26 protein-coding genes are annotated in these 25642 nt (G+C 70.1%); 11 read left to right on the top strand and 15 right to left on the bottom strand.

Annotation, left to right across the window (positions count from 1 at the left end):
* Positions 1-167: 167 nt before the first annotated feature.
* Both ACIBG8_RS10440 and ACIBG8_RS10435 read left to right on the top strand, forming a co-directional pair.
* Positions 168-1016 carry a hypothetical protein gene (locus tag ACIBG8_RS10440; RefSeq protein ID WP_397342360.1) on the top strand — a complete coding sequence of 283 codons (849 nt, stop codon included), beginning with the start codon at positions 168-170 and terminating at the stop codon, positions 1014-1016.
* 60 nt (positions 1017-1076) lie between these two features.
* Complete coding sequence (locus tag ACIBG8_RS10435) at positions 1077-1967, top strand: hypothetical protein (protein ID WP_397342359.1); 891 nt, start codon at positions 1077-1079, stop codon at positions 1965-1967.
* A 136-nt stretch (positions 1968-2103) separates the two neighbouring features.
* Here ACIBG8_RS10435 and ACIBG8_RS10430 read toward each other — a convergent pair whose 3' ends face one another.
* Complete coding sequence (locus ACIBG8_RS10430) at positions 2104-3240, bottom strand: UDP-N-acetylglucosamine--N-acetylmuramyl-(pentapeptide) pyrophosphoryl-undecaprenol N-acetylglucosamine transferase (RefSeq protein WP_397342358.1); 1137 nt, start codon at positions 3238-3240, stop codon at positions 2104-2106.
* Between the two features lie 94 nt (positions 3241-3334).
* Between ACIBG8_RS10430 and ACIBG8_RS10425 the strand changes: the two genes are divergently transcribed.
* The gene (locus ACIBG8_RS10425) at positions 3335-4279 is read left to right on the top strand and encodes a Ppx/GppA family phosphatase (protein WP_397342357.1); all 945 of its coding nucleotides are present in this window, start codon (positions 3335-3337) and stop codon (positions 4277-4279) included.
* On the opposite strand, the gene ACIBG8_RS10420 is transcribed toward ACIBG8_RS10425, so the two are convergent.
* Both ACIBG8_RS10420 and ACIBG8_RS10415 read right to left on the bottom strand, forming a co-directional pair.
* On the bottom strand, positions 4276-4698 hold the full coding sequence (locus tag ACIBG8_RS10420) for an ATP-binding protein (protein ID WP_397342356.1): 423 nt from the start codon (positions 4696-4698) through the stop codon (positions 4276-4278). The genes ACIBG8_RS10425 and ACIBG8_RS10420 overlap by 4 nt on opposite strands.
* A 61-nt stretch (positions 4699-4759) precedes the next feature.
* The gene (locus tag ACIBG8_RS10415) at positions 4760-5308 is read right to left on the bottom strand and encodes a TetR/AcrR family transcriptional regulator (protein WP_397342355.1); all 549 of its coding nucleotides are present in this window, start codon (positions 5306-5308) and stop codon (positions 4760-4762) included.
* A 102-nt stretch (positions 5309-5410) separates the two neighbouring features.
* On the opposite strand from ACIBG8_RS10415, the gene ACIBG8_RS10410 reads away from it, so the two are divergent.
* Both ACIBG8_RS10410 and ACIBG8_RS10405 read left to right on the top strand, forming a co-directional pair.
* Positions 5411-6973, top strand: a complete 1563-nt coding sequence (locus ACIBG8_RS10410; RefSeq protein ID WP_397342354.1) for an MDR family MFS transporter — start codon at positions 5411-5413, stop codon at positions 6971-6973.
* Between the two features lie 318 nt (positions 6974-7291).
* A complete protein-coding gene (locus ACIBG8_RS10405) occupies positions 7292-8227 on the top strand; it encodes a GNAT family N-acetyltransferase (protein ID WP_397342353.1) in 936 nt (311 codons plus the stop codon).
* A 473-nt stretch (positions 8228-8700) separates the two neighbouring features.
* Here ACIBG8_RS10405 and ACIBG8_RS10400 read toward each other — a convergent pair whose 3' ends face one another.
* Genes ACIBG8_RS10400 through ACIBG8_RS10385 form a run of 4 tightly spaced genes read right to left on the bottom strand, consistent with a single transcriptional unit; the run spans position 8701 to position 14569 of the window.
* Positions 8701-10743: an ATP-binding protein gene (locus tag ACIBG8_RS10400; RefSeq protein WP_397342352.1), complete on the bottom strand. Its 2043-nt coding sequence runs from the start codon at positions 10741-10743 to the stop codon at positions 8701-8703.
* Between the two features lie 48 nt (positions 10744-10791).
* Positions 10792-12078, bottom strand: coding sequence for an AAA family ATPase (locus ACIBG8_RS10395; protein WP_397342351.1), 1287 nt, complete (start codon positions 12076-12078; stop codon positions 10792-10794).
* Positions 12075-13490 carry a hypothetical protein gene (locus ACIBG8_RS10390; RefSeq protein ID WP_397342350.1) on the bottom strand — a complete coding sequence of 472 codons (1416 nt, stop codon included), beginning with the start codon at positions 13488-13490 and terminating at the stop codon, positions 12075-12077. The genes ACIBG8_RS10395 and ACIBG8_RS10390 overlap by 4 nt, the downstream gene beginning before the upstream one ends.
* Positions 13487-14569: a hypothetical protein gene (locus ACIBG8_RS10385; RefSeq protein WP_397342349.1), complete on the bottom strand. Its 1083-nt coding sequence runs from the start codon at positions 14567-14569 to the stop codon at positions 13487-13489. The genes ACIBG8_RS10390 and ACIBG8_RS10385 overlap by 4 nt, the downstream gene beginning before the upstream one ends.
* An 85-nt stretch (positions 14570-14654) precedes the next feature.
* Between ACIBG8_RS10385 and ACIBG8_RS10380 the strand changes: the two genes are divergently transcribed.
* The gene (locus tag ACIBG8_RS10380; protein WP_397342348.1) at positions 14655-15299 is read left to right on the top strand and encodes a CAP domain-containing protein; all 645 of its coding nucleotides are present in this window, start codon (positions 14655-14657) and stop codon (positions 15297-15299) included.
* On the opposite strand, the gene ACIBG8_RS10375 is transcribed toward ACIBG8_RS10380, so the two are convergent.
* Positions 15268-15702 (bottom strand): PaaI family thioesterase, encoded by a 435-nt coding sequence (locus ACIBG8_RS10375; protein WP_397343922.1) that lies wholly within the window; start codon positions 15700-15702, stop codon positions 15268-15270. The genes ACIBG8_RS10380 and ACIBG8_RS10375 overlap by 32 nt on opposite strands.
* A gap of 69 nt (positions 15703-15771) precedes the next feature.
* Between ACIBG8_RS10375 and ACIBG8_RS10370 the strand changes: the two genes are divergently transcribed.
* Complete coding sequence (locus tag ACIBG8_RS10370) at positions 15772-17430, top strand: glycoside hydrolase family 3 N-terminal domain-containing protein (RefSeq protein ID WP_397342347.1); 1659 nt, start codon at positions 15772-15774, stop codon at positions 17428-17430.
* Here ACIBG8_RS10370 and ACIBG8_RS10365 read toward each other — a convergent pair.
* Positions 17424-18098: a class I SAM-dependent methyltransferase gene (locus ACIBG8_RS10365; RefSeq protein ID WP_397342346.1), complete on the bottom strand. Its 675-nt coding sequence runs from the start codon at positions 18096-18098 to the stop codon at positions 17424-17426. The two genes, ACIBG8_RS10370 and ACIBG8_RS10365, sit on opposite strands and share 7 nt — an antisense overlap.
* A gap of 51 nt (positions 18099-18149) precedes the next feature.
* Between ACIBG8_RS10365 and ACIBG8_RS10360 the strand changes: the two genes are divergently transcribed.
* The 3 genes from ACIBG8_RS10360 to ACIBG8_RS10350 are packed head-to-tail and all read left to right on the top strand — an operon-like array spanning position 18150 to position 19363.
* Entirely contained in the window at positions 18150-18584 is a 435-nt protein-coding gene (locus tag ACIBG8_RS10360; RefSeq protein ID WP_397342345.1) for a hypothetical protein, read from the top strand.
* Positions 18565-19158, top strand: coding sequence for a TetR/AcrR family transcriptional regulator (locus ACIBG8_RS10355; RefSeq protein ID WP_397342344.1), 594 nt, complete (start codon positions 18565-18567; stop codon positions 19156-19158). Before ACIBG8_RS10360 ends, ACIBG8_RS10355 begins: the two co-directional genes overlap by 20 nt.
* A 46-nt stretch (positions 19159-19204) precedes the next feature.
* Entirely contained in the window at positions 19205-19363 is a 159-nt protein-coding gene (locus ACIBG8_RS10350) for a hypothetical protein (protein WP_397342342.1), read from the top strand.
* Here ACIBG8_RS10350 and ACIBG8_RS10345 read toward each other — a convergent pair.
* Together ACIBG8_RS10345 and ACIBG8_RS10340 are read right to left on the bottom strand one after the other, a co-directional pair.
* Positions 19335-20309 carry a phosphotransferase family protein gene (locus ACIBG8_RS10345; protein WP_397342341.1) on the bottom strand — a complete coding sequence of 325 codons (975 nt, stop codon included), beginning with the start codon at positions 20307-20309 and terminating at the stop codon, positions 19335-19337. The two genes, ACIBG8_RS10350 and ACIBG8_RS10345, sit on opposite strands and share 29 nt — an antisense overlap.
* Positions 20306-21484: an acyl-CoA dehydrogenase family protein gene (locus ACIBG8_RS10340; protein WP_397342340.1), complete on the bottom strand. Its 1179-nt coding sequence runs from the start codon at positions 21482-21484 to the stop codon at positions 20306-20308. The genes ACIBG8_RS10345 and ACIBG8_RS10340 overlap by 4 nt, the downstream gene beginning before the upstream one ends.
* 52 nt (positions 21485-21536) lie before the next feature.
* On the opposite strand from ACIBG8_RS10340, the gene ACIBG8_RS10335 reads away from it, so the two are divergent.
* Positions 21537-21863 carry a DUF6285 domain-containing protein gene (locus ACIBG8_RS10335; protein WP_397342339.1) on the top strand — a complete coding sequence of 109 codons (327 nt, stop codon included), beginning with the start codon at positions 21537-21539 and terminating at the stop codon, positions 21861-21863.
* 38 nt (positions 21864-21901) lie between these two features.
* Here the strand turns inward: ACIBG8_RS10335 and mctP (ACIBG8_RS10330) are convergent, their stop codons facing one another.
* From mctP (ACIBG8_RS10330) to ACIBG8_RS10315, 4 genes are all read right to left on the bottom strand, one after another.
* The gene (mctP, locus tag ACIBG8_RS10330; RefSeq protein WP_397342338.1) at positions 21902-23488 is read right to left on the bottom strand and encodes a monocarboxylate uptake permease MctP; all 1587 of its coding nucleotides are present in this window, start codon (positions 23486-23488) and stop codon (positions 21902-21904) included.
* Positions 23485-23685, bottom strand: a complete 201-nt coding sequence (locus tag ACIBG8_RS10325) for a DUF3311 domain-containing protein (RefSeq protein WP_397342337.1) — start codon at positions 23683-23685, stop codon at positions 23485-23487. The genes mctP (ACIBG8_RS10330) and ACIBG8_RS10325 overlap by 4 nt, the downstream gene beginning before the upstream one ends.
* 141 nt (positions 23686-23826) lie before the next feature.
* Positions 23827-25437, bottom strand: coding sequence for a monocarboxylate uptake permease MctP (gene mctP / locus ACIBG8_RS10320; protein ID WP_397342336.1), 1611 nt, complete (start codon positions 25435-25437; stop codon positions 23827-23829).
* Complete coding sequence (locus ACIBG8_RS10315; protein WP_397342335.1) at positions 25434-25640, bottom strand: DUF3311 domain-containing protein; 207 nt, start codon at positions 25638-25640, stop codon at positions 25434-25436. Before ACIBG8_RS10315 ends, mctP (ACIBG8_RS10320) begins: the two co-directional genes overlap by 4 nt.
* Positions 25641-25642: the final 2 nt, after the last annotated feature.

Here is a 25642-nt window from a genome sequence, read left to right as displayed (position 1 = left end):
ACAATTCCCTGTGGGGAATCGGGTAACGATTTTGTCCTGTGCGGATGGCTGACATCCGCCCGGATCGCCCCGTATTATCCGAAACACCGAACGTTGGGGGCTTGCTCGTGGCGGGACGTGGCTCAGGCGTGGTAGTGGACCCGGAGGTGCCTTCGGAGGTCGCGAAAGTGCTGCGCGCGAACGCCACGTTATTGGCCAGGATGCGCGCGGGATGGGTGCCCGCCAACCACGGCAGGCGTACCGCCTGGCGGGCCGCGTGGAAGGGCGCCAGAGCCCTCGCGGCGGCCGCCGCCCTCGCCCTGGCCATCGTCCTGTTCGACGCCTCCATCTTCGCCCCCTTCGCCGTCGTCATGCTCGGCCTGGCGCTGCTGTTCTTCGGCTCGGTGCTCAAGGGCGACCCGCTGACCGAGTTCGAGGAGCGGGCGGCGGCCGAACTGTCGACCTACCAGCAGGCCCGCGTCTTCGACGGCCGCTACGTGCTCACCGACGGCTTCGACGACGCCAGCACCAAGCTCATGCGCAGGACCCACCGGGCGGTCGAAGGGGTGCTGACCTCCCGCGTCAACAAGGAAGGCCTGCTCGACGACGTGCGCAACGGGGTGATGTTGCCCGCGCAGGAGTGGGAGATCGCCCGGCTGCTCGCCAAGCTGTCCGCGCTGCGCGCCGAGCACAGGGAGGCGCTCGACGGCGGCGTCATCCCCGAGGTGGCGGCCGTGGCCGAGCCGCTCGTGCGGGCGCTCGACAGCAGCGAGGCGGCCGTGGTGTCGCGGGTGGAGGCGCTGGAACGTTACGCGGCGCACGTGGCCGAGGCGGAACGGGCCTACCGGGCGCACCACCAGATCGAGGAGCTGCGCGCCAAACTGCCGCGGTACGAGGAACTGCTGGCTGAGTCGGGGGCCGACCGGTCGGCGGTGCCGGAGATCGACCGGCTGGTGCAGGACGCGGAGCGGTTGGAGCAGGCGCTACGGCGCAGCGTGGAGTCGGCGCAGGACGCGTTCCGTTCCTTGGAGAGCTGACATCCGGATGAATCGGCCCATAGGATCCCGACACCACAAGTGTTGGGGGAGCGCGGTTTAGTGGCGGATGTAGTAGTCGATCCCGGAGTGCCGGAGGAGGACGCCCAGCTGCTGCGGGAGAGCGGCGAGCTGCTCACCCGCATGCGTGGCGGCTGGGTGCCGGGGGAGCGTCCTCGGCGTAGGTATTCGGGACCGTTCGCCGGACTTGCCGTCGCCGCGTGCGGCATCGTCGTGGGCTTCGCGGTCAGGTCAGCGCCGATCGCCTTCGTGGGGTTCTTCTGCGTCGTGATCTTCGGCATCTTCGCTTTGCTGGCCCGCCACGAGTTCACCGACGACGAAGTCGAGGACGAATCGATCGACCGGGAGATCTACGAGCACGCCCGTTGGTATGAAGGCCGATATGTCCTGCTGGGGGATCTCGACGAGTCCTCCCAGCGGCTCCTGCTGCGGGCCAGGCGGGCGATCCTCACCGTCACCAACTCCGTCGTCAACACCGAGGGATTACTCGACGACGTGCGCAACGCCGTGATGCTGCCCGCGCAGGAGTGGGAGATCGCGCGACTGCTGGCCAAGCTGTCCGCCCTGCGCACCAAGCACCGCAACACCGTCTCGCAGGGCGTGCTCCCCGAGGTGGCTGCGGTCGCCGAGCCCCTGGGGAGGGCGCTGGACAGCAGCGAGGCGGCGGTGGTGGCGCGGGTGGAGGCGCTGGAACGTTACGCCGAGAACGTCGCCGAGGCCGAGCGCGCCTACCGGGCCCACCACCAGATCGAGGAGCTTCGGGGGCGGTTGCACCAGTACGAGGAGCTGGTGGCCGAGTCGGGCGCCGACGGCTTCGCCGTACCGGAGATCTCGCAGCTGGCCGAGGACGCCGACCAGTTGGAGCAGGCCCTGCGCCGCAGTGTCCGCTCCGCCCACGAAGCCTTCCGCTACCTCGACGGCCCCACCCCCTGACCCCACCCCCCGCTCTCCCGCGCGCCCGCCTTCCCGCGCCGCTTTCCGCGCGCCTGCCTTCCGCCCGCTTCCCACTCGGCGTTTTCAAAAGGACGCCCGCCCCTGAGGACCCGCACTCCCTAGGAGACCCGCACCCCTAAGAGGGCTGGACAGCCTTGGAAGGATGGGCAGCCCGAAGCAGCACGTCACACAGCGCCTCCGCCGCATCCACCCGCCCCAGCTTGCGCGCCGCCTCCGCCATCGTCGCCCGCAGCTCAGGATCAGCCAGCAACGGCATCAGCTCCCCCAACAGCAGCTCCGCCGTAGGATGCGGCTCCAGAAGCGCCCTCGCCGCGCCGTTCTCCGCCAGATACCCGGCGTTCTTACGCTGCTCGTCCCCACCCGTCGGAATCAGCGGGATCAGCACCGAAGGCTTGCCCACAGCCGTCAGCTCAGACACCGTCCCAGCCCCACTGCGCGCGATCACCACATCGGCCGCAGCCAGCAGATCCGGCAGCTCAGCCCCCACATACGGCACCGGATGGTACCGATCGGCCAGCTCGGGCGGCAGCGGAATGGCCCGCATCTGCTCGATCCACGCCGGCCCGCACTGATGCACCAGCTGCGCATGCGGCAGCAACCGCGGCAACACCTCCGCGATCAGCGTGTTGATCTGCTTGCTCCCCTGCGCACCCCCCGTCACGTAGATGAGCGGCACCTCGAACGTCAGCCCGAACAGGTCGTAAGCCGCGGCCTTGTTGCCGTGCAACAGCTCGGGACGCACCGGATTGCCGGTCACCACCACCCGCGACCGCACCGACTCCGGCAGGTAGTCGATGGAAGACTCGTGGCTCACCGCGATCGTCGTCGCCAGCCTCGCCAGGATGCGGTTCGCCAGCCCCACCACGGTCGTCTGCTCGTGCATCACCAGCGGCCTGCGGATCAGCTTGGCCGCCACCCCGATCGGCACAGCGACGTAACCCCCGGTCGACAGCACCACGTCGGGCAGGTAGCGGGCCGCGTGCCCGACCGCCTGCGCCACCCCGAGCGGGATGCGGAAGACGTCCACGATGTTGGTGCCCAGCTCGCGCAGGTTGGGGCGGCGGCGCAACTTGCCCGTGGTGATCGCCTTGAACGGGATGCCGTGCTCGGCCGTGATCCTCGCCTCGAGGCCGGCCGCCGTGCCCACCCACAACACGTCGTGCGGGACCTGCCGCCGCTGCAGCGCGGACAGGGTCGTCAGGGCCGGATAGGTATGACCGCCGGTGCCGCCACCGGTGATGAGCAATCGCATGCGATCAGATTATGGCGGCGCGGCCGAACCCGGTGCGCCCCGTCGCCGACTCCGGCGTGTTCGCCCGTGTCTCTTGTGAAATAGCATCTTCCGCATGCGACTCGGGGTACTGGACATCGGTTCCAACACGGTGCACCTTCTCGTGGTGGACGCCCACCGCGGAGCCAGGCCCATTCCCGCCTACTCCCACAAGGAGGAGTTGCGCCTGTCGGAGCATCTCGAGGATGGCGGCAGCCTGGCCAAGAGCGGCATCGAACGGCTGGGCGCGTTCGTCGCCGAGGCGCTGCGCATCGCCGAGGACAAGGGCGTCGAGGACTTCATGGCCTTCGCCACCTCTGCCGTCCGCGAGGCCACCAACGGCGTCCAGGTGCTCGCCGAGATCAACGAGCGCTGCGGCGTCGACATCGAGGTGCTGTCCGGCGGCGACGAGGCCAGGCTGACGTTCCTGGCGGTGCGCCGCTGGTTCGGCTGGTCGTCGGGCAGGCTGCTGGCGTTCGACATAGGGGGCGGCTCGCTGGAGATCGCCGCCGGCGTGGACGAGGAGCCGGACGTCGCCGTCTCGCTCCCGCTCGGCGCGGGCAGGCTGACCCGCGACTGGTTCACCGCCGACCCGCCGCCGGCCGAGGAGGTGCGCAAGCTGCGCAAGCACGTGCGGGCGGAGATCGCCCGCACGGTCGGCGACGTCGTCAGGTACGGCGAGGCCAACAGGGCGGTGGCGACCTCCAAGACCTTCAGGCAGCTCGCCAGGATCGCGGGGGCGGCGCCGTCCAGCGAGGGTCCCTACGTTCCCCGCTCGCTGACCAGGGAGCGGGTCGCCGAGTGGGCGGTCAGGCTGACCACGATGGGCTCGGCCGAGCGCGCGGAACTGTCCGGGGTGTCGCCGGGCCGGGCTGCGCAGCTCGCGGCCGGGGCGATCGTGGCGGACGCGACGATGGACCTGTTCGAGGTGGACCGGCTCGATCTGTGCCCGTGGGCGCTGCGCGAAGGGGTCATACTGCGGCGGCTCGACCTGCTGCCCAGCCGGTTCGACCAGCTCTAGTTCGCGACGAACGGCGCGCCGGCGACGAACTCCAGCCGCTTCTCCAGGCAGACCATGACGCCCGCCTCGCGGCGGTTGGTGAAGCGCACGTCGTCGGCCAGCGCCCGCATGATCTGCAGGCCCCTGCCGTACTCCATCGAGGAGGTGGGCGCGGCGACCTTGTGCGGGTCGAAGCCGCCGCCGGTGTCCACGACCTTGATCACGCACAGGCCGTCGTGCACGCCCGCGCTCACGGTGTACTCGTCGCTCGGGTCGGCGTGCTTGATCACGTTCGAGCACGCCTCGGAGAGAAGCAGTTCGACGTCGTCGCGGACGGCGGGCACCACGCCCAGCGCGGCCAGCGTGGCGTCGAGCAGTTGCCTGATGAGAGGGACGCTCGCCGCGTCCCTGGGAAGTCGCAACGCGATCGTGGCGTCCACGGGGCGTCTCCTTTCGTCGGCAGTTTGCTCCTGCCCGGAAACGCCCGCCCCAATCGCCCCTTTAGCGCTCCAGCAGGTCGAGGGCGACCTCCATCGCCGCCTCCCGGCGCTCATCTTCGGTGTGTTCGGTGTCGTTCTGGGACAACCACACCCCGGCGTGCATCGTGAACAGCGCCATCGAGCGCCGGATGCGCGTCGTCAGCGGGTCGCCGGGCTCGGCCAGCTCGTCCACCAGCGCGAACATCACCTCGCGCATCCTCAGCACGGTCGGGTGGTGGCGCATCGAGGTCTGGTTGCGCTCCATGAAGCGCATGAAGTCCTTCTGGTCGCCGCGCAGGAGCAGCTCGCCGTACCGCCTGATCAGCTCCGCCCGCGTCTCCGGCGTCTTGGGCTGCTCCTTCAACCAGGTCAGCAGGGCCTCGTTCTCGCTCAGGCGGCGCTCGGCCAGGCTGAGGACGATGTCGTCCTTGGTCTTGAAGTGGTAGTAGAGCGCGGCCTTGGTCACGCCGAGCCGCTCCGCGATCTCCCGCAGGGACGTGGCCTCGTACCCCTGCTCGATGAACAGCTCGAGGGCGACGTCCTGGATCTTGGTCCGGGTGTCTTCGCGCAAAGTGGAGTCCAATTCGACTTGACGGTCGGCAAGTAAGAATCTAGCTTAGCTTAAGCTTGCCGGTCGGCAAGTAAGTACGAGCGCAACTTGGGGGTGTGTCGCGTGGCTGAGAAGGTCGCGAGGCGGCGGGAGGTCATGGTCGTCCTGCCCGGCCTGATGCTGGCGATGATGCTGGCGATGCTGGACAACATGATCGTCGGTACGGCGATGCCGCGCATCGTCGGCGAGCTCGGCGGCCTGAGCCATTTCACCTGGGTGACCGTGGCATACGTGCTGGGCACGACCGTCTCGACCCCGATCTGGGGCAAGATCGGCGACCTGTTCGGGCGCAAGACCATCTTCCTGGTCTCCATCGTCATCTTCATGATCGGCTCGGCGCTGTGCGGCATGGCGGGCTCCGACCTGCTCGGCGGCGTCGACGGCGGCATGGGTGAACTCATCGCCTTCCGCGCGTTGCAGGGTCTGGGCGCCGGTGGCCTCATGGTCAACGTCATGGCCATCATCGGTGACCTCGTGCCTCCGCGCGAGCGCGGGCAGTACCAGGGCATGATGGCGGGCGTCATGTCGCTCGCCATGATCGCCGGTCCGCTCGTCGGCGGCTTCATCACCGACCACCTCAACTGGCGCTGGGCGTTCTACGTGAACCTGCCCGTCGGCGCGATCGCGCTGGCCCTGCTGGTGGTCAAGCTGCACCTGCCGAAGGTGGAGAACAAGAAGGTCCGCATCGACTGGCTGGGCGCGATCCTGCTGTCGGTCGGCATCACCGCGCTCGTGCTCATCACGACGTGGGGCGGCAACCAGTACGCGTGGGGGTCCTGGCAGATCCTCTCGCTGGTCGCCGTGGCGGTGGTCTCGCTGGGGATCTTCATTCCGGTCGAGATGCGGGTGGCTGAGCCGATCATGCCGCTGCAGCTGTTCAAGAACCGCAACTTCGCGCTGATCTCGGGGATCGGGTTCCTGCTCGGGTTCGCGATGTTCGGTGCGATCAACTTCCTGCCGCTGTTCCAGCAGACCGTCCAGGGGGCTACGGCTACCAACTCGGGGCTGCTGTTGCTGCCGATGATGGGCGCGGCGATGGTGATCTCGCTCTTCGTGGGGCAGGCGATCACGAAGACCGGCAAGTACAAGATCTACCCGGTTCTGGGTGGGGTCGGGATGGCTGTCGGCATGTGGTTGCTGTCCACCATGGGGGTGGGCACGGCCAGCTGGGTGACCGGCGTGTACATCGCGGTGCTCGGCGTCGGGATGGGCTTCCTGATGCAGACGACGATGCTCATCGCGCAGAACAGCGTGGAGCAGAAGGACCTGGGCGTCTCGAGTAGCGCGACCACGTTCTTCCGGTCGATCGGCGGTTCGTTCGGTGTGTCGTTGTTTGGCGCGATCTTCAACAACCGCTTCCAGGAGGGGCTGACCGGTCAGTTCGGCGCTGAGGCGGCTGAGAAGATCGCCAAGGGTGGCGGGCGGATGGACCCGGCGACGATGACCCAGATGGACCCGGCCATGCGCCACGGCCTGCTGGAGTCGTTGTCCTCGGCCATTTCGGGCGTCTTCTGGTGGGCGATCCTCTTCGCGGTGCTGGTCCCGGTCCTGGCGGCCTTCATCAAGGAGATCCCGTTGCGCGGCGGCAACGAGCCCGCCGCCGAAAAGGTCGCCGTCCTCGACTAACCCACCCCTCTCTGCCCCACCCCTCGCCTCCCACCCCCTGCCCCGCCTCTTGTCCCCGCCCCTGGCGACACGCCTGGCCCTCAACGGGCCAGGCCCCCACCCCAACCCGGCCCTCAACTCCGCACCCCTAACCTCCCACACCCGGCCCCACACCCGGCCCCACGCCCGGCCCACGCCCGGCCCACGCCCGGCCCCGCGCCGGGTCCTCAACCCCTCGTCCGCACGCCAGGCCCCTACACAAAGGGATCGCAGCGCGCGAGGGGTGGGTGGGGAGAAAACCAGAGGCGGGCAGGTACGGCGAGGCTGCACAATCGGCGCATGCACCTCCACACCATCAGACGCCCGCGAGTCGACGACGCGGCCGACATCCACGCGCTCATCTCCGCCAACGACATCGCCGTCATCGGCGCGCCGGACTCCACCCTCGACGACATCGCCGACGAACTCGTCGAACCCGGCTTCGACCGCGACAAAGACGGCTGGCTGGCCCACGACGCCGACGGCAGGCTCGACGGCTGGGCCTGGGCCGTACGCAAGGGAGACAGCGACCACGTAGACGTGGAAGTCGTCATCCGCCCCGGCGTCACCGGACTCACCGACGAGCTCTGGAAGCTGGTCGTGGACCGTGCCAAGGAGCTCACCCGCGAGGCCGGTCACGACGGGAGCACGCTCGACATCGGCATCTACCGCCAGGACGTCGGCAAGGCAGCCGTGGTCTCCGCGCGAGGGTTCGAGCCTGCGACGAGCTTCCACCGGATGCGGATCGACCACGAGGGCCCGGTGGACCCGCCGGCGCCGCTGCCCGGGGTGACGCTGAGGACCGGTGACAACGACGAGGTCCGGAAGCACGCCCACCAGATGCACCAGCAGGGTTTCGCCGACCACTTCGGCTTCGTGAAGGCCGAGTACGACGACTGGTTCAACCGGCGGGACTCGGCGAGCACCAACGACTGGTCGCAGGTGACCGTGGCGTACGTCGACGGGTCTCCGGCCGGGATGCTGCAAGGCAGCAACATGTTCGTGCCCGACGAGGACTGCGGCTACGTCGCCACGCTGGCCGTCATTCCGGCGTTTCGTGGTCGGGGGCTGGGCAGGTTCTTGCTGCGAACGGCTTTCGCCGCGGACGCCTCGCGTGGCAGGAAGGGCACGATCCTCCACGTCGACTCCAACAACACGACCCCGGCGTTGGGTCTGTACACGTCAGCAGGCATGCGCCAGGTCCTCGCCATCGACGTCTGGAGAGCCACCCTCTAACCCCAACCCCCAACCCCCAACCCCCAACCCCCAACCCCCAACCCCCAACCCCCAACCCCCAACCCCCAACCCCCAACCCCCAACCCCCAACCCCCAACCCCTGAGGGCGTGACCAGCGTGAGGTCGCGAACCCCCGGAGGGTGTGACCCGCGTCAGGACGCGAACCCGTGAGGGCGTAAAACCCCTGAGGGCGTAAAACCCCGCGGGCCCCTGAGGTCGCGAGCCCTCCATGGAGCGTCGCATTGCCTGTGGGCGCCAGACCCTCGGCGGTGCGAGTGGGTTGTCCGGATGGTGGGGTCGGCCGGGACCAGGGGTCGGGATGGTGAAGGGTGTGGAGGCCTCGGGCTGAGGCCAGGCGGTTGAGATGAGGTCAGGTAGTTGAGGTGAGGCCAGGCGGTTGAGGTGCGGTCGGGTGGTTGCCAGGCGGCCCGCTGGCAGTCAGCTACCCAGGCGACCCGGCGGCAGTCAAGCGGCTACCCAGGTGGCCCGCTGGCGGTGGCCGTTGCCCAGGCAGTGGGCCCGCGCCACTCGCCCAGGCAGTACGCCGTAGCGTCCGCGTACCCCAACCCAGCCCCCTCCCCACACAACCTGTCGTACTCAGCGTCGCCCAGCCCCTCACGGGCGGCGCGTTCACAAGCCGCATGCTCCGCCCCGTAAAACGGCGACCCGAACAACGGCAGCCCGAACGTCCGCCAGATCCCCTGCGCCGCCCCCAGCAGCCGCGCCGCCTGCGCCAGATCCCCCCGCCCAGCGGCGATCCAAGCCAGGAGCTCCAAACACAGCACCCCACCCGTCACGTCGTCGAACAGCCGCTTGATCCGCAAAGCCACCCGAGCCTGCGACCAAGCCACATCCAAGCTCCCAGACGCCCACTCCAGCACCCCGAGCACATAACACGCATAAGACCGCGCCCAGAGCTCGCCGGCCTCGTCACACACCCCCAGGCACTCCTCCAGCACCATGCGCGCCCGAGGCAGGTCCCCGGTGAGGATCAGCGCCATCCCCAACTGCGGCAACCCCAGCAGCAGCCCGGGATTCAGCTCCCCGTTGGCCCGGTGATAGGCCGTCGAATCGGAGAACTGGGTGATCGCCGTCTCGATGTCCCCGGAGAAGAACGCCGCCGCCCCCGCCACCTGCAGCGCGTAGGCCCCCGCGGACTCGTCGAGCTGCTCCTCGGCCGCCGTACGGCACACGGACGCCATCGCCACCGCATGCGGCAGGTCCCCCTGCATCGCCGCGATCCACCCGCACACCCACAACGCCTTGGTCCGCGCCGACCCGGGAGTGGGTACGGCCTCCAGCGCCCGGTCGAGGTAGTGCCGCCCCTCGCGCATGTGCCCGCAGGCCGCCCAGAAGTACCACAACGTCGCCGCCAGCGTCAGCCCCGCAGCCTGCTCGCCCTCGGTGTCGAGGCTGTAGTCGAGCGCCGCCCTGAGGTTGGCCAGGTCGCGGGTGAGCCTGCCGTGCCACTCCGGCTGCGCCCTGCCCGACCAGGCGTCCTCGCCCCGCCGTGCCCGCCGCAGGTAGAAGTCGCGGTGCCGCCGCCTGATGCCCTGCTCCTCGCCCAGCGCGAGCAGCCACTCCATGCCGAACTCGGCGATCGTGCCGAGCATGCGGAACCGTTCGCCCTCGGAGATGAGCAGCGAACGCGACACCAGCCTGGACAGCAGCACGTCGATCTCGCCCGCGGCGAGGTGCTCGTCTGCGCAGACGTACTCGGCGGCCGCCTGGTCGAAACCTCCGGCGAACACCGACAGCCGCGCCCACAGCAGCCGCTCGGAAGGGTCGCACAGCTCGTGGCTCCAGCCGATGGCCGTGCGCAGGGTCCTGTGCCTGGGCAGCCCCGTGCGCGCGTGCCCGCGCAGCAGCTGGAACCGGTCGTCGAGCGCGCTCAGCAGCCGCTCTGGCGACATGGTGGCGAGCTGGATGGCGGCCAGTTCGAGGGCCAGCGGGATGCCGTCGAGCCGGTGGCAGATCTGCGCGATCGCGGGCGCGGACGCCTCGCTCGCCTTGAGTCCGGGCGCCCGGTCAAGCAGGAGCGCCGTGGCGTCCGAGCTGCCCGCCGCCGGGCCGGGCAGGGGGAGCGGCGGCACCTGGTAGACCCGCTCGCCCGGCGTGTCGAGCGCCTGCCTGCCGGTCGCCAGGATGCGCAGCCTGGGGCAGGCGGACAGCAGCACCTCGGCCAGCATCGCGCACTGGTCGGTCAGGTGCTCGCAGGAGTCGAGCACGAGCAGCGCCCGCCGTTCGCCCAGCGCCTGGGTCAGCGCGTCGAGCTGCGGCCTGGCGCTCTGGTCGTGCAGGTCGAGCGCGGCGGCCACGTGGCCGGGCAGCAGCACGGGGTCGCGCAGCGCCGACAGGTCGGCCAGCGCGCTGTGCCCGCCGCGCAGCTCCGCCACCCGCAGCGCCAGCCTGGTCTTGCCGACCCCGCCCACCCCGGTGAGGGTGACCAGCCTGGACTCGTCGAGCAGCCGCCGCACGTCGGCGACCTCTCTGTCGCGCCCTATGAAAGTTGTCATGTCGTATGCCTGAACGATCGGAGGGGATCCGTAGCCGAATCCTAACGCTCAGTCGTGACGACCGTCAGAGATCCGATGCGCAGCCAGGTGCTCCAGGACGGACTGGTTGGCCTCCCACCCGTCGGGGAACTTGACCGGCACGCCGAGCTGCACCGGCTCGGCCGACGGGTGCGCGTCGAGGAGCTCGGCGATGCCCGCCCTGGCGACCACCACGCACGCGTGCCTGTGCCGGGAGGTCAGCACGCACAGCCGCCCGGACTCCAGGTGGAACGCGGTCGCGTCGCGCCGCCCCGACAGGGGGTGCAGCACGATCGTCACGTCGTACTCGCGGCCCTGCAGCCGGTTGGCGGTGTCGACGGTGACCCCTTCTGGCAGGCCCGCCTGCTTGATCGCGGCCACCTGGTCGCGGTGCGCCGCCCCGACCGCGATGCGCTCGGCGGTGACCGGCTGCTCGCCCTGCTCGGAGCGGGCCGTGCCGCCCCGCCGTACGAGCTGGGTGGCCAGGTCGGCGACAGCCTGTACGGCTTGCGCGTCGGTGCGCACGGTGTGCTTGCTCGGTAGTTCGAGCAGCCCCCACCCCGACCTGGCCGCCTCGTCGAGCACGAGGTCGAGCGGCCCTTCACCACCGGGACCGAGGACCAGGGAACGCTGATCGGAGGTGGTGCCCGAGGTGAAGCCGGTGAACGGGTAGAAGGCGCGCGAGACTACGGGCGCGGCCGAGGCGGGCAGCCGCCAGGAGACGGGCAGCCGGTGCACGGGCAGGTCGGGGTTGTGCCGCAGCAGCACGGAGACCGCGCTCTGCAGCGGGTCCCACGACAGCCCCGACCAGCGGTCGCCGTCCACGACGGAGAACGGGTCGAGCTGGCCGGGATCGCCCACGAACAGCGCCCGCTCGAACAGCCCGGCGATCCGCAGCAGCTTGTCCGAACGCATCTGGTAGGCCTCGTCCACGATCGCCCACGGCCACACCCGGTCGGCGATCCACGCCCATTTGTCCGACGTGGCGATCACGATGGCCGGATCGCCCAGATCCTGCACCCTCGTGCCGACCGTGACGCTGGGCAGCTCCAGCAGGCGCAGCGGCGGCACGTACCCGCCCGCTGACAGCCGCCCGACGGTCAGGTCGGGGTGCCTGTCGGCCAGCCGTACCACCAGGTCGTCGACCTGCTCGTTGGTCTGCGCCACGATCATCAGCGGCTCGCCGGTCGCCGCCAGGTGGGCGGCGGCCCGCACGACCAGCGTGGACTTGCCCGCGCCCGGCGGCGAGTCGACCACGACGCCGCGGTTGCGCGGCAGGTCGGCCAGCACGTTCTGGATGACCTCTTCCGGCGTCACGACCACTCCTCCACGGCGTCCTCGTCACGCGGCACGTATTCCTCCGGCGGCCCGCCGTGCGTCCACGGGGTGGCCTCGCGCTCGGGCAGCGCGGGCGCGCCCTGGAAGTCGTCGGTGAGCGAGGTGTAGCAGACCCGCTCGCCCACCTCGGGCACCGCGCCCTCGACCGGGGTCTTCCCGCGCCCCATGCCCTTGGTGATCTTCAAGGTGATCAGCCCGTCTTCTGCCGAGACCAGCTCAGCGCCCTGACCGCGCCGCTGCGGCGTGCCGAGCGACGTGCCCGGCGCCAGCCGTACCGGATCGTCGGACTTGACCACCACCAGCGGGCGCAGCTTGCGCGAGCGGCCCTCGCCCTCGGCGTGCTCGGGGTCGGTCTCCACGACGGTCCCGGCGAAGGCTTCGCCGGTCAGCCGGTATTCGGCCATGACGAGCGGGTCGTCGTAGGCGCGCTGCACGTCGTAGGAGGCCTGCGCGCGCTCCATGCGGGTCAGCCTGGACGCCGCGCCCACCGCGCCGTCGCGCCGGGGCTGCGGCGGCCCGTCCTCGGTCATCGCGCTGTAGGAGGCCCGGTCGTGCTCCCACCGCCGCTCCACGCTCGCCCCTGCGGGCAGGGCGCGCAGCAGGTCGGCCGCGCGCCACATCAGCTCCCAGGTCGGTTCGAGCTGGGTACGGAGCACCGCGGCGAGCCGCTCAGGGTCGCCGCGGTCGATCGCGGGCGCCAGCACGTCGGCGTCGAACCCCGGATCGGTGACCGGCCCGGCGGGCGGCCACACCGACGGGTCCTCGGCCTCCGGAGTGGGCCCGCTGGTGATCCAGCCGACCAGCGCGGCCAGGTTGGCGTCCTCCAGGCTCGACTGCCCGCTCGCCCAGTGCGCGGCGAGCTCGGCCGTCGCCGCGAGCATCAGCGAGGAGCCCGGATAGGCGGCCTTGTCGGCGAAGTAGGTGAGCCACCGCCCCAGCACCGGCACCGACGGATCGACCGGGTAGGGGCCGTCGGCGCGCCGGAACCTGGTCGAACGGCCGAGCAGTTGGGTGAAGGCCACCCCCGTGCGGTTGGGCACCAGCAGCTGCGGCGCGTCGAGCGCCCGCTCGTAGGGGTCGGCGTTCTTGCGCTCGACCGTCTCGGTGTCGCCGATGAAGCTCTGGACGTAGGGGAGCAGCACGCCCGCCAGCTCGGCGGTGAAGGCGAAACGCAGGTCGCGGTTGCGCGGCTGCGCCACGACCAGCAGGTGCGGGTGGTCGCGGTCGTCGCCCAGCATCGCGGCCAGCGGCGCAGCCGCCTCGCCTGACAGCTTGAGCGGGATGAACACCATCGGCCGCTCGGCCACGTGGCAGTGCCTGACCGTCGTGACGGGCTGGGCGATCCCCTCCTGTACGGCACGCAACCGGGCGAGGGAGGTCAGCACGCTCATGCCAGGCACTCCGCCCGCAAGCGGGCCGCGTCGCGCAGCAGGCGGGCGATCTCCTCCTGGCCGGGCGCGGGATCGGCCGCCCCGTCGGCCAGCGCGAGCGCCTCGGCGACCGAGGCCACCCCGCCCAGCTCGTCACGCACCTGCCGCCCGAGCTGGTCGCAGGCGCCCTGCCCGCGCGCCTCGTCGCGGCAGAAGAAGCACAGGTCGCACGTCGACAGGCAGTCGGGCGCGTAACGCGCCTCCACCTGCCCGAGCGCCTCGGCGAGCTCGCCCGGCGGCCTGGTCGGCGCGCCGTCCTCACCCGGCACCAGGTCGAACGACAGCCCTTCCGGCAGCGCGGCCAGCAGCCTGTCCAGTGACGTCATCCTGGTGAGCTGCCGTTTCAGCACCGCGAGCTGGCGACGCACGTCGACCAGCGTCGCCACCGGCCGGTTCGCGAAGTTCTCCGGGCACACCAGCACCACGTCGTGCGCCACCGTGAGCGGGTCGTGCCCCAGCTCCTCCAGCAGCGTGCGCAGCGCCAGCACGTACACCGCCGCCTGCCGGGCGGCGGCCGCCACCGCCGTGGGGTCGGCCTGACCGTCGATGACCGCGAACGACTTGATCTCCACGATGTGGAACCGCCCGTCGAGCCGCAGCGCCACCACGTCAGGCTCCAGGTAGGCGGTGTGCCCCGCGATGCGCAGGCTCAGCAGCGGATGGTCGTAGAGCGCGTCCCCACCCCCGCGCGCAGCCAGGTCGAAGAGCTCCCGCGTGCGCGAGTGCCGCAGATGCGCCCCGGTGTCGGCCACATCCTCCCGCTCGACCCCGTCGGCCGCCACGTCGAGCAGCCGCAGCAGCTCGGCGTAGCCGTCCGCCTTGACCAGCGCCTCGAACAGGTTGCCGCGCGTGATCGCGAACGGCGACTGCCCGAACGGCGCGGGAAACCCCAGGTGGCGGGCGGCGGCCTCCTTGTCCACTCCGGCCCCGTCCATGAGCGCCCGCCGAGCGCAGCCGGGATTGGCGGCCAGCGCGGCGATGGCCCTGGCATCGTGCGGTTTCTGCGGTGTCGTGCCACGCAACCGATCGAGCGCTTTCACAGTCGCACAGCGTAGCGGCGACCACCCTCTTTTTTGAGTACGGCCTACTCATGTGAGTGCGTCCGGTGGAACGCAGAGTCGGAGCATGAGAGCTTTCCTGGTCGCGGCGCTGCTCGCCGCAGGGCTGAGCGCCACCGCCGTACCCGCCCACGCGCAACGGGCCGACTGCGCCTTCGCCGACGATCCCGTACGCACGGAACCCTGGTTCAAGAAGCACAAACCCGAGCTCACCGAGGGCCAGCGCAAGGCCGCGATCACCCTCATGGAGGCCTTCGCGTCCAACGCCATCCGCTGCCTGGTCAACGCCGAGCGGGCCAGGGCGGGCTTCGCGCCCCTGGAGGACAGCTTCCGGCTCTACAAGGCCGCAGACGAGCACGTGCAGGCGGCCAGGCGGATCAAGTGGTGGATCGACCGCCCGGAGGACCCGAAGAACAAGCAGTGGCACATCAACCCGGTCACCCACTCCGACGTCGGCGTCCGCGTCAGGTCCGCGGGCTACTGCCCGTCCGGAACGTGGCAGGTCAAGGAGAACGTCTACTCGGGCTGGGACGGCACCGCCACGCCGCGCGCAGCCGTCCGCTGGTGGATGAACAGCCCCGAGCACAAGGCCGCCATCCTCGACCCGGACATGAAGCAGACCGGCATCTCGGTCAGGTACGGCAAGGCCCGCCCCGGACTGCTCACCGACGTGGCCATGCTCACGACAGAGGTGTTCGGCTCCTGCCGTTGAGGTTGGGCGCCAGGCTGGCGTTCGCCTGCGCGCACAGCCGGCCCTCCTCGTCGGTGACCGTGGCGTGCGCGAGGATGCGCGACCTGCCGCGATGGGTGACCGTACCGGCGACGGTGTAGCGGCGCCCGGCCTGCACGGGCCGCAGGTAGTCGACGTTGAGGTTGGTCGTCAGGTGCAGCGTGGGCTCCTCGGCTGCGCTGCCGCAGGTCATCCCGCACGCGTCGTCGAGCGCGGTGGCGATGTAGCCGCCGTGCACGACGCCGGAGCGGTTGGTGAGCGCCTCGCCGGGCTCCCAGTCCAGCTCCACCCGGCCGGGCTCGACCGCGGTGATGCGCAGCCCGAGGTGGGCCAGGTGCGGGGAGGGCGACACGGCGATGGTTCGCAGGAAGTCTGCGCCTGTCATGCTCACCGCGTCAGCGTACTGGAACATTGTTCTTGCCAAGCTCGGCCGGGATGGCTTATACGTATAAGCATGATGCAGCAGCGTGTTGAAGAGCTCCTCGGCAGGATGACGCTCGAGGAGAAGGCCGGACTGATGTTCCAGACCATGGTCATGGTCGGCGATCCGGTGGACATGATCGACGAGCGGTCGATGAACCACTTCAACGTGCTGGGCAGCGCGAGCCCCCGGGAGATGGCCGAGTGGCACAACCGGCTGCAGGAGCGGGCGGCCGCCACGCGGCTCGGCATCCCCGTCACCCTGTCGACCGACCCGCGCAACTCCTTCTCCAACAATCCGGGCGCCGCCATCATGGCCGGGTCGTTCTCCCAGTGGCCGGAGTCCACCGGGCTGGCCGCGATCGGCGACGAGGCGCTCGTCGAGGCGTTCGCCGACGTCGCGCGGCAGGAGTACCTCGCCGTCGGCATCAGGGTGGCCCTGCACCCGCAGATCGACCTGGCCACCGAGCCGCGCTGGGCGCGCGTCAACGCCACCTTCGGCGAGGACGCGGAGCTGACCTCGCGCCTGGTGAAGGCCTACATCAGGGGGTTCCAGGGCGGGGAGCTCGGCAAGGACAGCGTCGCCTGCATGACCAAGCACTTCCCCGGCGGCGGGCCGCAGAAGGACGGCGAGGACCCGCACTTCGCCTACGGGCGCGAGCAGGTCTACCCGGGCGACAACTTCGACTACCACCTGCGGCCGTTCGAGGCCGCCTTCGAGGCCGGTACGTCGCAGATCATGCCTTATTACGGCATGCCGGTCGGGACGCAGTACGAGGAGGTCGGGTTCGGGTTCAACAAGGGCGTCATCACCGGGTTGCTGCGCGAGAGGTACGGCTTCGACGGCATCGTCTGCACCGACTGGGGGCTGCTCACCGACGCCGAGATCATGGGCCAGCCGATGCCCGCCCGCGCCTGGGGCGTGGAGCACCTGACGCCCGTCGAGCGGGCGCTGAAGGCGCTGGAGGCGGGGGTGGACCAGTTCGGCGGCGAGGCGTGCCCGTCGCTGATCGTGGAGCTGGTGCGCAGCGGCCGGGTGGCCGAGTCGCGCATCGACGAGTCCGTACGGCGGTTGCTGCGCGAGAAGTTCACGCTCGGGCTCTTCGACGACCCGTTCGTGGACCCCGCGCGGGCCGAGGAGGTCGTCGGGCGGGCCGCGTTCGTGCGGGCGGGGCTGGAGGCGCAGCGGGCGTCGGTGACGCTGCTCAAGAACGGGCCGCTGCCGCTGGTGGAGGGGCTCAGCCTTTACGTGGAGGGCGTGGACCCCGCGGTGGCTGGTGCGTACGGGAAGGTCGTGGGGACGCCGGAGGAGGCGGACTTCTCGATCGTCCGGCTGTCGGCCCCTTATGAGCCCCGCGAGGGGGGTTTCGAGGCGTTCTTCCACTCGGGCAGCCTGGCGTTCCCCGATGAGGAGATCGCCAGGCTCACCCGGCTGCCGTCCGCGATCCTCGACGTGTACCTGGAGCGCCCCGCGGTGTTCCCGGAGCTCGCCGAGCACGCCGTCGCGGTCCTGGCCAACTACGGCGCCTCCGACACGGCGTTTCTCGACGTCGTCTTCGGCCGCGCCGAGCCCAGGGGGCGGCTGCCCTTCGAGCTGCCCCGCTCGATGGCGGCCGTGGAAGCCTCGCGCTCCGACGTGCCGCGCGACTCGGAGAACCCGCTCTACCCCTTCGGCCACGGGCTGAGTTACTGAGGGACCGCCAGGACCCAGGTGTGGTCGGCGGTCAGGAACCGGTCGAAGGAGAGCCCGGCCTGCGCCAGCTCGTCCTCCAGCACGTCGTCGGTCATCCGGCGCGACCGGAACGACTGCGTCCACACCCGGCCCTCGTGCTCGTAGCGCATGGTGGCCGCGAAGAGCCCGGGTGAGACCTCCTCGACCGCCGCCATCGTGATCCCGGCCCGCCCGCTGAGCCCCGGCGCCCAGGCGTCGTGGGCCTCGGCGGGCTGCCACTGGATGAGCACGCTCCCGTCCGCCTTGACGTGCCGGGCGCAGGCCTGAAGGAAGTCCTGACGCAGCGTGTCGTCCGGCGTGTTGACCAGGTAGGAGGCGAGCAGGACAGCGTCGAACCGCCGTCCGAGGGACAGCTCCTGCACCGACGCGCACACCGTCTCCGCGCCGCTCACGTGCGCGAGCATCGCGGCGGACTCGTCCACCGCGACCACCTCGAACCCCAGCTCGACGAGGGGATGGGTGACCCGCCCCGTCCCGGATCCGAGCTCCAGGATCGAACCGGCCACCGGCACGACCTCGCTGATGATCTCCGGTTCCCGATCGGGCCCCAGGACGGCGTAGTACTCCACCGGCGACCCGTCCGGCGCGATGTCGCCGGGACCCGTTCCGCTGCTGCCTGTGATCGTCATGGCTTGACGCTAACCCCTGCGTGGCAGGGGCGCGCGGGGGATCATGGGGCGGTGAGACATCTCGTCGCGGCGGCGGTCGGCCTGGTCGCCCTGCCGCTGCTCTACTACCTCACCGACCTCGGCGCCAGGCAGTTGCGCGTGGCCTACAGCACGTTCGGGTCCAGCGTGGCCGGGCTGGCATGCCTGGCCGCCGTCGCCGCCGTCGCGGCAGCCCTGGTGGCCTGGCCGGGGTTGTCGCCGCTGGCGGCTCTGGTCTGCGGGCTTCCGCTGGCCATCGCGGGCGTGCTGTTCCCGGCGGAGCTGGAGTCCGTGCTGCGCTTCGCCGTACGGCTGCCGCCCATCGAGCAGGAGACGCTGGCCGGTGAGCCCCCGGGCACGCTGGCCGGCGTGACGGGGCTCTACGTGCTGGTCGGCGGCGTCCTGGTGCTGTCGGCCCTGTTCCCGCACCGATGGCTATCCTTGCGTGGTGAGCGGACGGGATCCTGATCGGCGCAGGGCGTTGCTGGACGCGGCCGACCGCGTGATCCTGCGCGAGGGCCCCGAGGTGTCGATGGCGGTGATCGCCGCCGAGGCGGGCATCACCAAGCCCATCCTCTACCGCCACTTCGGCGACAAGAGCGGCCTCTACCAGGCGCTGGCCGACCGACACGTGCGCACGGTGATCGCGCAGCTCCGGCCGCAGTTCGCCGGGGTGCGGGGCGACCTGCGCGGGCGCGCCGCCATGACGATCGCGGTCTACCTCGACCTGATCACCGCCAACCGCAACCTGTACCGGTTCCTGTTCCACCGGGCCAGCGGCGAGGACACCAGGACCCGCTCCCACATGACGGCCCTGGTGCGCGGCCTGGGCGAGGAGCTGGGCGCGGTGCTGGCCGCGGAGGGCGTGGTGGCGGAGCCGGTGCGCGCCCAGGTGCTCGGGCACGCCTTCGTCGGCATGGTGCAGGCCACCGGCGACTGGTGGCTGGAGCACCCGGAGGTGGACCGGGCCGAGGTCGTGGAGGGGCTGGTCGACGTGATCGTGGCGGCGTTCGCCATGACACCTGTCATGCGGCACCGGTGACTGCGGCATCTACGCCCGTACCCGCGCCGGACGACACACTCGTGGCATGACGAACACGCGGCAGCAGCTGGTTTACACCGTCCTCTTCACGGCGGTCTTCGGGGTGGTCTTCTCCCAGACGATGGGGGCGGCGGGGGTCGCGATCGGCGTGTGCATCGGCGTCGCCGTGGGCAGCGCTATGGGGAAGCGGAAGAAGGAGCGCTGAGCAGCTCCAGGAGGTCCCACTCCGTCTCGCAGACGCGGCGGCCGATGGCGGCCAGTTCCACGGACCTGGCGCCGCCGCGCAGGTGGCGCAGGGTCTGCATGACGCAGATGATCCCCCACTTGAGCACGCCGAACGTCTCCCACCAGCGCAGCGCCCCCCGGTCCACCGGGTGGCCGCTCGCCTTCTCGTAGGCCTCGACGAGGTCGTCGTACCCGCCGAACCCGCCCACCGGGGGAGCGGCGCCGAACCGCCACGCCTTGACGCACAGCCAGCCCAGGTCCTCGATCGGGTCGCCCAGGTGGGTGAGCTCCCAGTCGAGCACCGCCCTGATGCCCTCAGGCCCGACGATGAGGTTGCCGTTGCGGAAGTCGCCGTGCACCACGGTGGTCCTGGCGCTGTCCGGCCTGGTGGCTTCGAGCCGCCTGAAGGCCAGCTCGAAGACGGGGTGCGGCTGCTCGGTGAGGTCGAGCACGTCGCGCCACTGGAGCAGCGGGTCCTCCCTGACGCCGTCGACGGACTCCAGCGGCATGCGGTGGACGGCGGCCAGCGCCTCCCCGCACTGCCCGGCCAGCAGCGGCCTGGCCTGGGCGTAGGCGTCGTCGCGCAGGATCCTGCGCGGGATCGTCTCCCCGCCGACTCGCTCCATGAGGATGTACGGCTGAGCCGACGCGACGATGCGCGGCACCGGTACCCCCGCCTCGGCGGCGGCCCGCATGAGCCGGGCCTCGGCCGCCAGCGAGCCCCCGGCGTCGAGGTTCGCACCCGGGGTGTCGAGGCGCAGGATCAGCTCGTGCTTGACCCCTTCGACGGCGACGTCCAGCGCCCACGTCTCCCGCGACGCCCCGCCGGGCAGCTTCGCCGAGAAGGTCACCTCGGCTCCAGGGCCGAAAGCGGCAAAGATCGCCTCGCCGAGTGCGGACCCGGCCGCGTCCAAGGGTCCGCTCACCCTGCGAAGTCCCAGGTGCCGCCCGACGCGTAGGCGCCGAGCACGCGGCGGCCCACGGAGTCGATGTGCACCTCGTCCGGCCCGTCGTAGATGCGCCCCGTCCTGGCGTGCCGGTACATCCGCTCCAGCGGCGTGTCCGGCGTCAGCCCGGCCGCGCCGTACACCTGGATGGCCCGGTCGATCACGTTGTGCAGCATGCGCGCCCCCACGACCTTGATCGCGCCGATCTCCACCCGCGCGTCCGACCCCGCGTCGACCGCGTGCGCCGCCTGCAGGGTCAGCAGGCGGGCCGCCTGGATCTCGGCGTAGGAGTCGAAGACGTGCTGCCGCATGAGCTGCTTCTTGGCGAGCGGCTCGCCGAAGGCGGTGCGGGTGTGCAGGCGGGCGCACATCAGGTCGAAGGCGCGCTGCGCCTGGCCGAGCCAGCGCATGCAGTGGAAGATCCGGCCGGGCCCGAGGCGTTTCTGGGCGATGACGAAACCCTGGCCGCGCGGGCCGAGCAGGTTGGATGCGGGCACCCGCACGTCCTCGTAACGCACCTCGCAGTGCGCGCCGGACAGGCCGAGCACCGGGGTCTCGCGGACGATCCGGTACCCGGGGGTGTCCGTGGGCACGAGGATCATGGAGAAGGCCAGGTGCGGAGGGGTGCTGGAGTCCTCCGTCCGGCACATCACGGTGGTGTAGGCGGCGTGGGAGGCACCGGTGGTGAACCACTTGTGGCCGTTGATGACCCATTCGTCGCCGTCGAGGACGGCCGCGGTGCGCAGCTGGGTGGGGTCGCTGCTGGACACCGTGGGCTCGGTCATGGCGAAGCTGGGCCAGATGTCGCCGCGCACCAGCGGCTCCAGGTACCGCTCGCGCTGCTCCTGGCTGGCGTGCTCGTGCAGCATGAGCGAGTCCTGCAGGGTGAACGTGCCGAGGGCGAGCTGGCCGTACTCGCTGCGACCCTGCACCTCGTTCACGTAGACGTAGTCGAGGAAGCCGAGCCCGCCGCCGCCCAGCTCGCGCGGGTGGCCGAGCGCCCACAGGCCTTCCTTCTTCGCCTGCTCCTGCAGCTCGCGCAGCGCTTCCGGCCGTTCGTGGAGCATCGGCTCCAGGGGTTCGACGCGCTCGGTGAGGAAGGCGTGGACGGCGTCGCGGACGGGCCGGACGCTGTCGGGGACGGCGAAGGTCATGACAGGATCTCAACCGAAAATCGTTGCCGGGTCAACGGGTAAGGGGTTCCTTATGACGCTTCACGACGTGCCGTCCGCCGCCGAACTGGTCACGGCGGTCAGGGACTTTCTGGAGTCGGACGTCATGCCCGCGGTCGAGGGCAGGGTCCGCTTCCACACCCGCGTGGCGGTCAACGTGCTCGGCATGGTCGCCAGGGAGATCGAGCTCGGCCCCGCTCAGGAGGCGGCGCACGCGGAACGGCTGGCCGAGCTGGGCGTGACCGACGACGCCGAGCTGGCGGCCGCGATCAGGGACGGCCTGGACGACTCGCGGCTGATGGAGCTGCTGCGCGCCTCGGTGCGGGCCAAGCTCGACGTGGCCCACCCCGGATACGAATGAAAGGGGGTACGGCGAGAGCCGTACCCCCTTATGGCTGGCTAGTGAACGGCCAGCTCCTTGACCTTCGGGTCGCCCTCGTCGGCGAAGTACTCGTCGCGCCTGGTGGCGTCGACGCCGTCGGCCACCTTCAGCGCCTTGAACAGGAAGGTGCCGAGCACGGCCACCACCAGGTTGACCGCGATCGCCAGGATGCCCGCGTAGATGGTCATCTTGGTGTCGAAGCCCAGGTTCTTCAGCGCGAACGCCGAGCCGCCGAAGTGCAGCTTGCCGGTGGCCGGGTTCGGGATCAGGTAGAGCATCCACAGGCCCGAGCCCAGACCGGCCACCCAGCCCGCGATGAGGCCGTTCTTGTGGAACCACCGGGTGTACAGGCCCAGCGCCACCGCCGGGAGCGTCTGCAGGATGATGACGCCGCCGATGAGCTGCAGGTCGATGGAGAACTGCGGGTCGAGCAGCAGGATGCAGAGCACGGCGCCGACCTTGACCACCAGCGAGGTCAGCTTGGAGACCGTGGCCTCCTGCTTGTCGGTGGCGTTCTTGTTGATGTACTCCTTGTAGACGTTGCGCGTGAACAGGTTCGCCGCGGCGATCGACATGATCGCGGCGGGCACCAGCGCGCCGATCCCGATGGCGGCGAACGCCACCCCGGCGAACCAGTCGGGGAAGAGCTGGTCGAACAGGTTCGGGATGATCGTGTTGCCGATCGGCTTGCCGTTCGCACCCATCGTGGGCTTGGTGCCGGCGGCGATGGCCATGTAGCCGAGCAGCGCGATCAGGCCCAGGACCAGGCTGTAGGCGGGCAGCGCCGACATATTGCGCTTGATCACGTTGCGGTTCTTCGAGGCCAGCACGCCGGTCAGGGAGTGCGGGTAGAGGAACAGCGCCAGCGCAGAGCCGAAGGCCAGCGAGATGTACTGGAGCTGGTTGTTCGGGTTGAGCAGCACGCCGCCCGCGCCCGCCTTGGTGAACTTCTCCTGCGCGGCGTCGAAGATGTGGCCCCAGCCGCCGAGCTTGATCGGGATGTAGATCACCGCGACGAGGATCACGATGTAGATCAGCGCGTCCTTGACGAACGCGATCAGCGCCGGAGCGCGCAGGCCCGACTGGTAGGTGTAGGCCGCCAGGATGGCGAACGCCACGATGATCGGCCAGTGCCCGGTCACGCCCATCGACTGCAGGACGGCCTCGATGCCGACGAGCTGCAGTGCGATGTACGGCATCGTGGCGATCAGCCCGGTGATGGCGATGAGCAGCGCCAGCGTCGGCGAGCCGAAGCGGGCGCGGACGAAGTCGGCAGGGGTGACGAACCCGTGCACGTGGGAGATCGACCACATCCTGGTCAGGATGAGGAAGACCATCGGGTAGATGACCACGGTGTACGGCACGGCGTAGAAGCCCATGGCGCCCTGCGCGAAGACCAGGGCGGGCACGGCCACGAAGGTGTAGGCGGTGTACAGGTCGCCGCCGACCAGGAACCAGGTGATCCAGGAGCCGAAGTTGCGTCCGCCCAGACCCCACTCGTTGAGGGACTCGATGTTGTCGGGGCGACGCCACCTGGCGGCGACAAAGCCCATGCCGCTCACGATCGCGAACAGCAGCACGAAGACGATCAGCTCAGTGCTCATTTGGTCATCCTGTAAACGATCGTCGTGCAGGCCACACCGACGAGGATGAAGGCGAGCTGGAGCCAGTAGAACAGCGGGAACCCGAACAGCCGCGGCCCGTCGGCGTTGAACAGGAACGTGCACAGGGGCAGGACGATCGGAACGATCAGCAGCCAGTTCCAGGGGCTGCGATCGCTCCTCTTTTCGCCGGCGGTCATTGACCCTCCGAAAGATGGAAAGGGGCCGGTCGGCGACCGGCCCCTCGGTGTGTCACCAGTGGAGGGAGACTATTGTTCTAGGGGTTTTAATCCATAGACCTATGGGATTACGGTTTGGCCTAAATGCAGACCAATGTCTCATTATGTGGAACCCGACAGGTCGAGGTCCTTGATCCTGGGGTCGCCCTCGTCGGCCGTGTACTGGTCGGGCTGGGTGCCGTCGACCCCGTCAGGAGCCTTGAGCGCCCTGGCGATCCACGTGCCGAGCACGGCGACCACGAGGTTGGCGAGCAGCGCGAGGAACCCCGCGTAGATCGTCATCTTGGTGTCGAAACCCAGCTTGGAGAGCTGGAAGGCCGAGCCGCCGAAGTGGGCGTGCTTGGTGGCCACGTTCTCAACGTTGTAGAGCAGGACCAGGCCCGCGCCCATGCCCGCGACCCACCCGGCGATGAGCCCGCCCCGGTGGAACCAGCGGGTGTAGAGCCCGATGGCCACCGACGGCAGCGTCTGCAGGATGATGACGCCGCCGATGAGCTGCAGGTCGATGGAGAACTGCGGGTCGATGACCAGGATGAAGAGCACCGCGCCGACCTTGACGACCAGCGAGGTGATCTTGCTGACGCTCGCCTCCTGGGCGTCGGTCGCGTTCGGCCTGAAGTACTCGCGGTAGATGTTCCTGGTGAACAGGTTCGCCGCCGCGATCGACATGATCGCCGCCGGCACCAGCGCGCCGATGCCGACCGCGGCGAACGCCACGCCCGCGAACCAGTCGGGGAACATCGCGTCGAACAGGTTCGGCACGACCGTGTTGTTGTCGGTGCCGATCGGCTTGACCCCGGCGGCGATCGCCATGTACCCGAGCAGCGCGATCAGGCCGAGCAGCAGGCTGTAGGCGGGCAGCGCCGACATGTTCCGCTTGATCACGTTGCGGTTCTTGGAGGCCAGGACGCCGGTGATGCTGTGCGGGTAGAGGAACAGCGCCAGCGCCGAGCCGAAGGCCAGCGTGATGTACTGCAGCTGGTTGTTGGCGTTCAGCGTGATGCCGTCGGCCGGGTTGGGGCTGGCCGCGAACTTCTTTTCGGCCGCCCCGAAGATCGCCTCCCACCCGCCCAGCTTGGCCGGGATGTAGATGATCGCGACGACGATCACCACGTAGATGAGGATGTCCTTGACGAACGCGATCAGCGCCGGAGCCCGCAGCCCCGACTGGTAGGTGTAGGCCGCCAGGATCACGAAGGCGATGATGAGCGGCAGGTCGCTGAGGAACCCGCTGCCCGCGATGCCCATCGTCTTCAGCACGGCCTCGATGCCGACGAGCTGCAGCGCGATGTACGGCATGGTCGCCACGATCCCGGTGATCGCCACCAGCAGCGCCAGCGTCGGCGAGCCGAACCGCACCCGGACGAAGTCGGCCGGGGTGACCAGGCTGTGCACGTGCGAGACCGACCAGAGCCTGATCAGCACGAGGAAGACCATCGGATAGATGATCACGGTGTACGGCACGGCGAAGAAGCCCATGGCCCCGGCGCCGAACAGGAGGGCGGGCACCGCGACGAAGGTGTAGGCGGTGTAGAGGTCGCCGCCCACCAGGAACCAGGTGACCCACGAGCCGAAGTTGCGCCCGCCGAGCCCCCACTCGTTCAGCGAGGCGAGGTTCTCCGGACGGCGCCAGCGGGCGGCGACGAAGCCCATGCCGCTGACCACGAGGAACAGTACGGTGAAGACCGTGATCTCGACGATGTGCTCGCTCATCGCGTCATCCTGTACACGATGGTCGTGCAGACCACGCCCAGCAGGATGAAGGCGAGCTGGAGCCAGTAGAACAGCGGGAAGCCGAACAGGCGGGGCTCGACGGCGTTGAACAGGAACGGCAGCAGGGGGATGACGATCGGCAGGAGCAGCAGCCAGTTCCACGGGCTGCGGTCGCTCCTGGCGGGTGGCTTGTCGACGGGCACCA

Origin of the sequence: Nonomuraea sp. NPDC050556 (genome assembly GCF_044457355.1) — a bacterium.
Lineage (GTDB): Bacteria > Actinomycetota > Actinomycetes > Streptosporangiales > Streptosporangiaceae > Nonomuraea.
This window is presented reverse-complemented; position numbering and strand designations above follow the sequence as displayed.

What these genes read in the sequence shown, in the direction of transcription:
- ACIBG8_RS10380 (WP_397342348.1), top strand. Translation starts at nt 14,655, where the DNA reads ATGAGAGCTTTCCTGGTCGCGGCGCTGCTCGCCGCAGGGCTGAGCGCC.
- ACIBG8_RS10325 (WP_397342337.1), bottom strand. Translation starts at nt 23,685, where the DNA reads ATGACCGCCGGCGAAAAGAGGAGCGATCGCAGCCCCTGGAACTGGCTG.
- ACIBG8_RS10365 (WP_397342346.1), bottom strand. Translation starts at nt 18,098, where the DNA reads ATGACGATCACAGGCAGCAGCGGAACGGGTCCCGGCGACATCGCGCCG.
- ACIBG8_RS10390 (WP_397342350.1), bottom strand. Translation starts at nt 13,490, where the DNA reads ATGAGCGTGCTGACCTCCCTCGCCCGGTTGCGTGCCGTACAGGAGGGG.
- ACIBG8_RS10335 (WP_397342339.1), top strand. Translation starts at nt 21,537, where the DNA reads ATGACGCTTCACGACGTGCCGTCCGCCGCCGAACTGGTCACGGCGGTC.
- mctP (WP_397342338.1), bottom strand. Translation starts at nt 23,488, where the DNA reads ATGAGCACTGAGCTGATCGTCTTCGTGCTGCTGTTCGCGATCGTGAGC.
- ACIBG8_RS10405 (WP_397342353.1), top strand. Translation starts at nt 7,292, where the DNA reads ATGCACCTCCACACCATCAGACGCCCGCGAGTCGACGACGCGGCCGAC.
- mctP (WP_397342336.1), bottom strand. Translation starts at nt 25,437, where the DNA reads ATGAGCGAGCACATCGTCGAGATCACGGTCTTCACCGTACTGTTCCTC.
- ACIBG8_RS10400 (WP_397342352.1), bottom strand. Translation starts at nt 10,743, where the DNA reads ATGACAACTTTCATAGGGCGCGACAGAGAGGTCGCCGACGTGCGGCGG.
- ACIBG8_RS10350 (WP_397342342.1), top strand. Translation starts at nt 19,205, where the DNA reads ATGACGAACACGCGGCAGCAGCTGGTTTACACCGTCCTCTTCACGGCG.
- ACIBG8_RS10425 (WP_397342357.1), top strand. Translation starts at nt 3,335, where the DNA reads ATGCGACTCGGGGTACTGGACATCGGTTCCAACACGGTGCACCTTCTC.
- ACIBG8_RS10430 (WP_397342358.1), bottom strand. Translation starts at nt 3,240, where the DNA reads ATGCGATTGCTCATCACCGGTGGCGGCACCGGCGGTCATACCTATCCG.
- ACIBG8_RS10375 (WP_397343922.1), bottom strand. Translation starts at nt 15,702, where the DNA reads ATGACAGGCGCAGACTTCCTGCGAACCATCGCCGTGTCGCCCTCCCCG.
- ACIBG8_RS10340 (WP_397342340.1), bottom strand. Translation starts at nt 21,484, where the DNA reads ATGACCTTCGCCGTCCCCGACAGCGTCCGGCCCGTCCGCGACGCCGTC.
- ACIBG8_RS10370 (WP_397342347.1), top strand. Translation starts at nt 15,772, where the DNA reads ATGATGCAGCAGCGTGTTGAAGAGCTCCTCGGCAGGATGACGCTCGAG.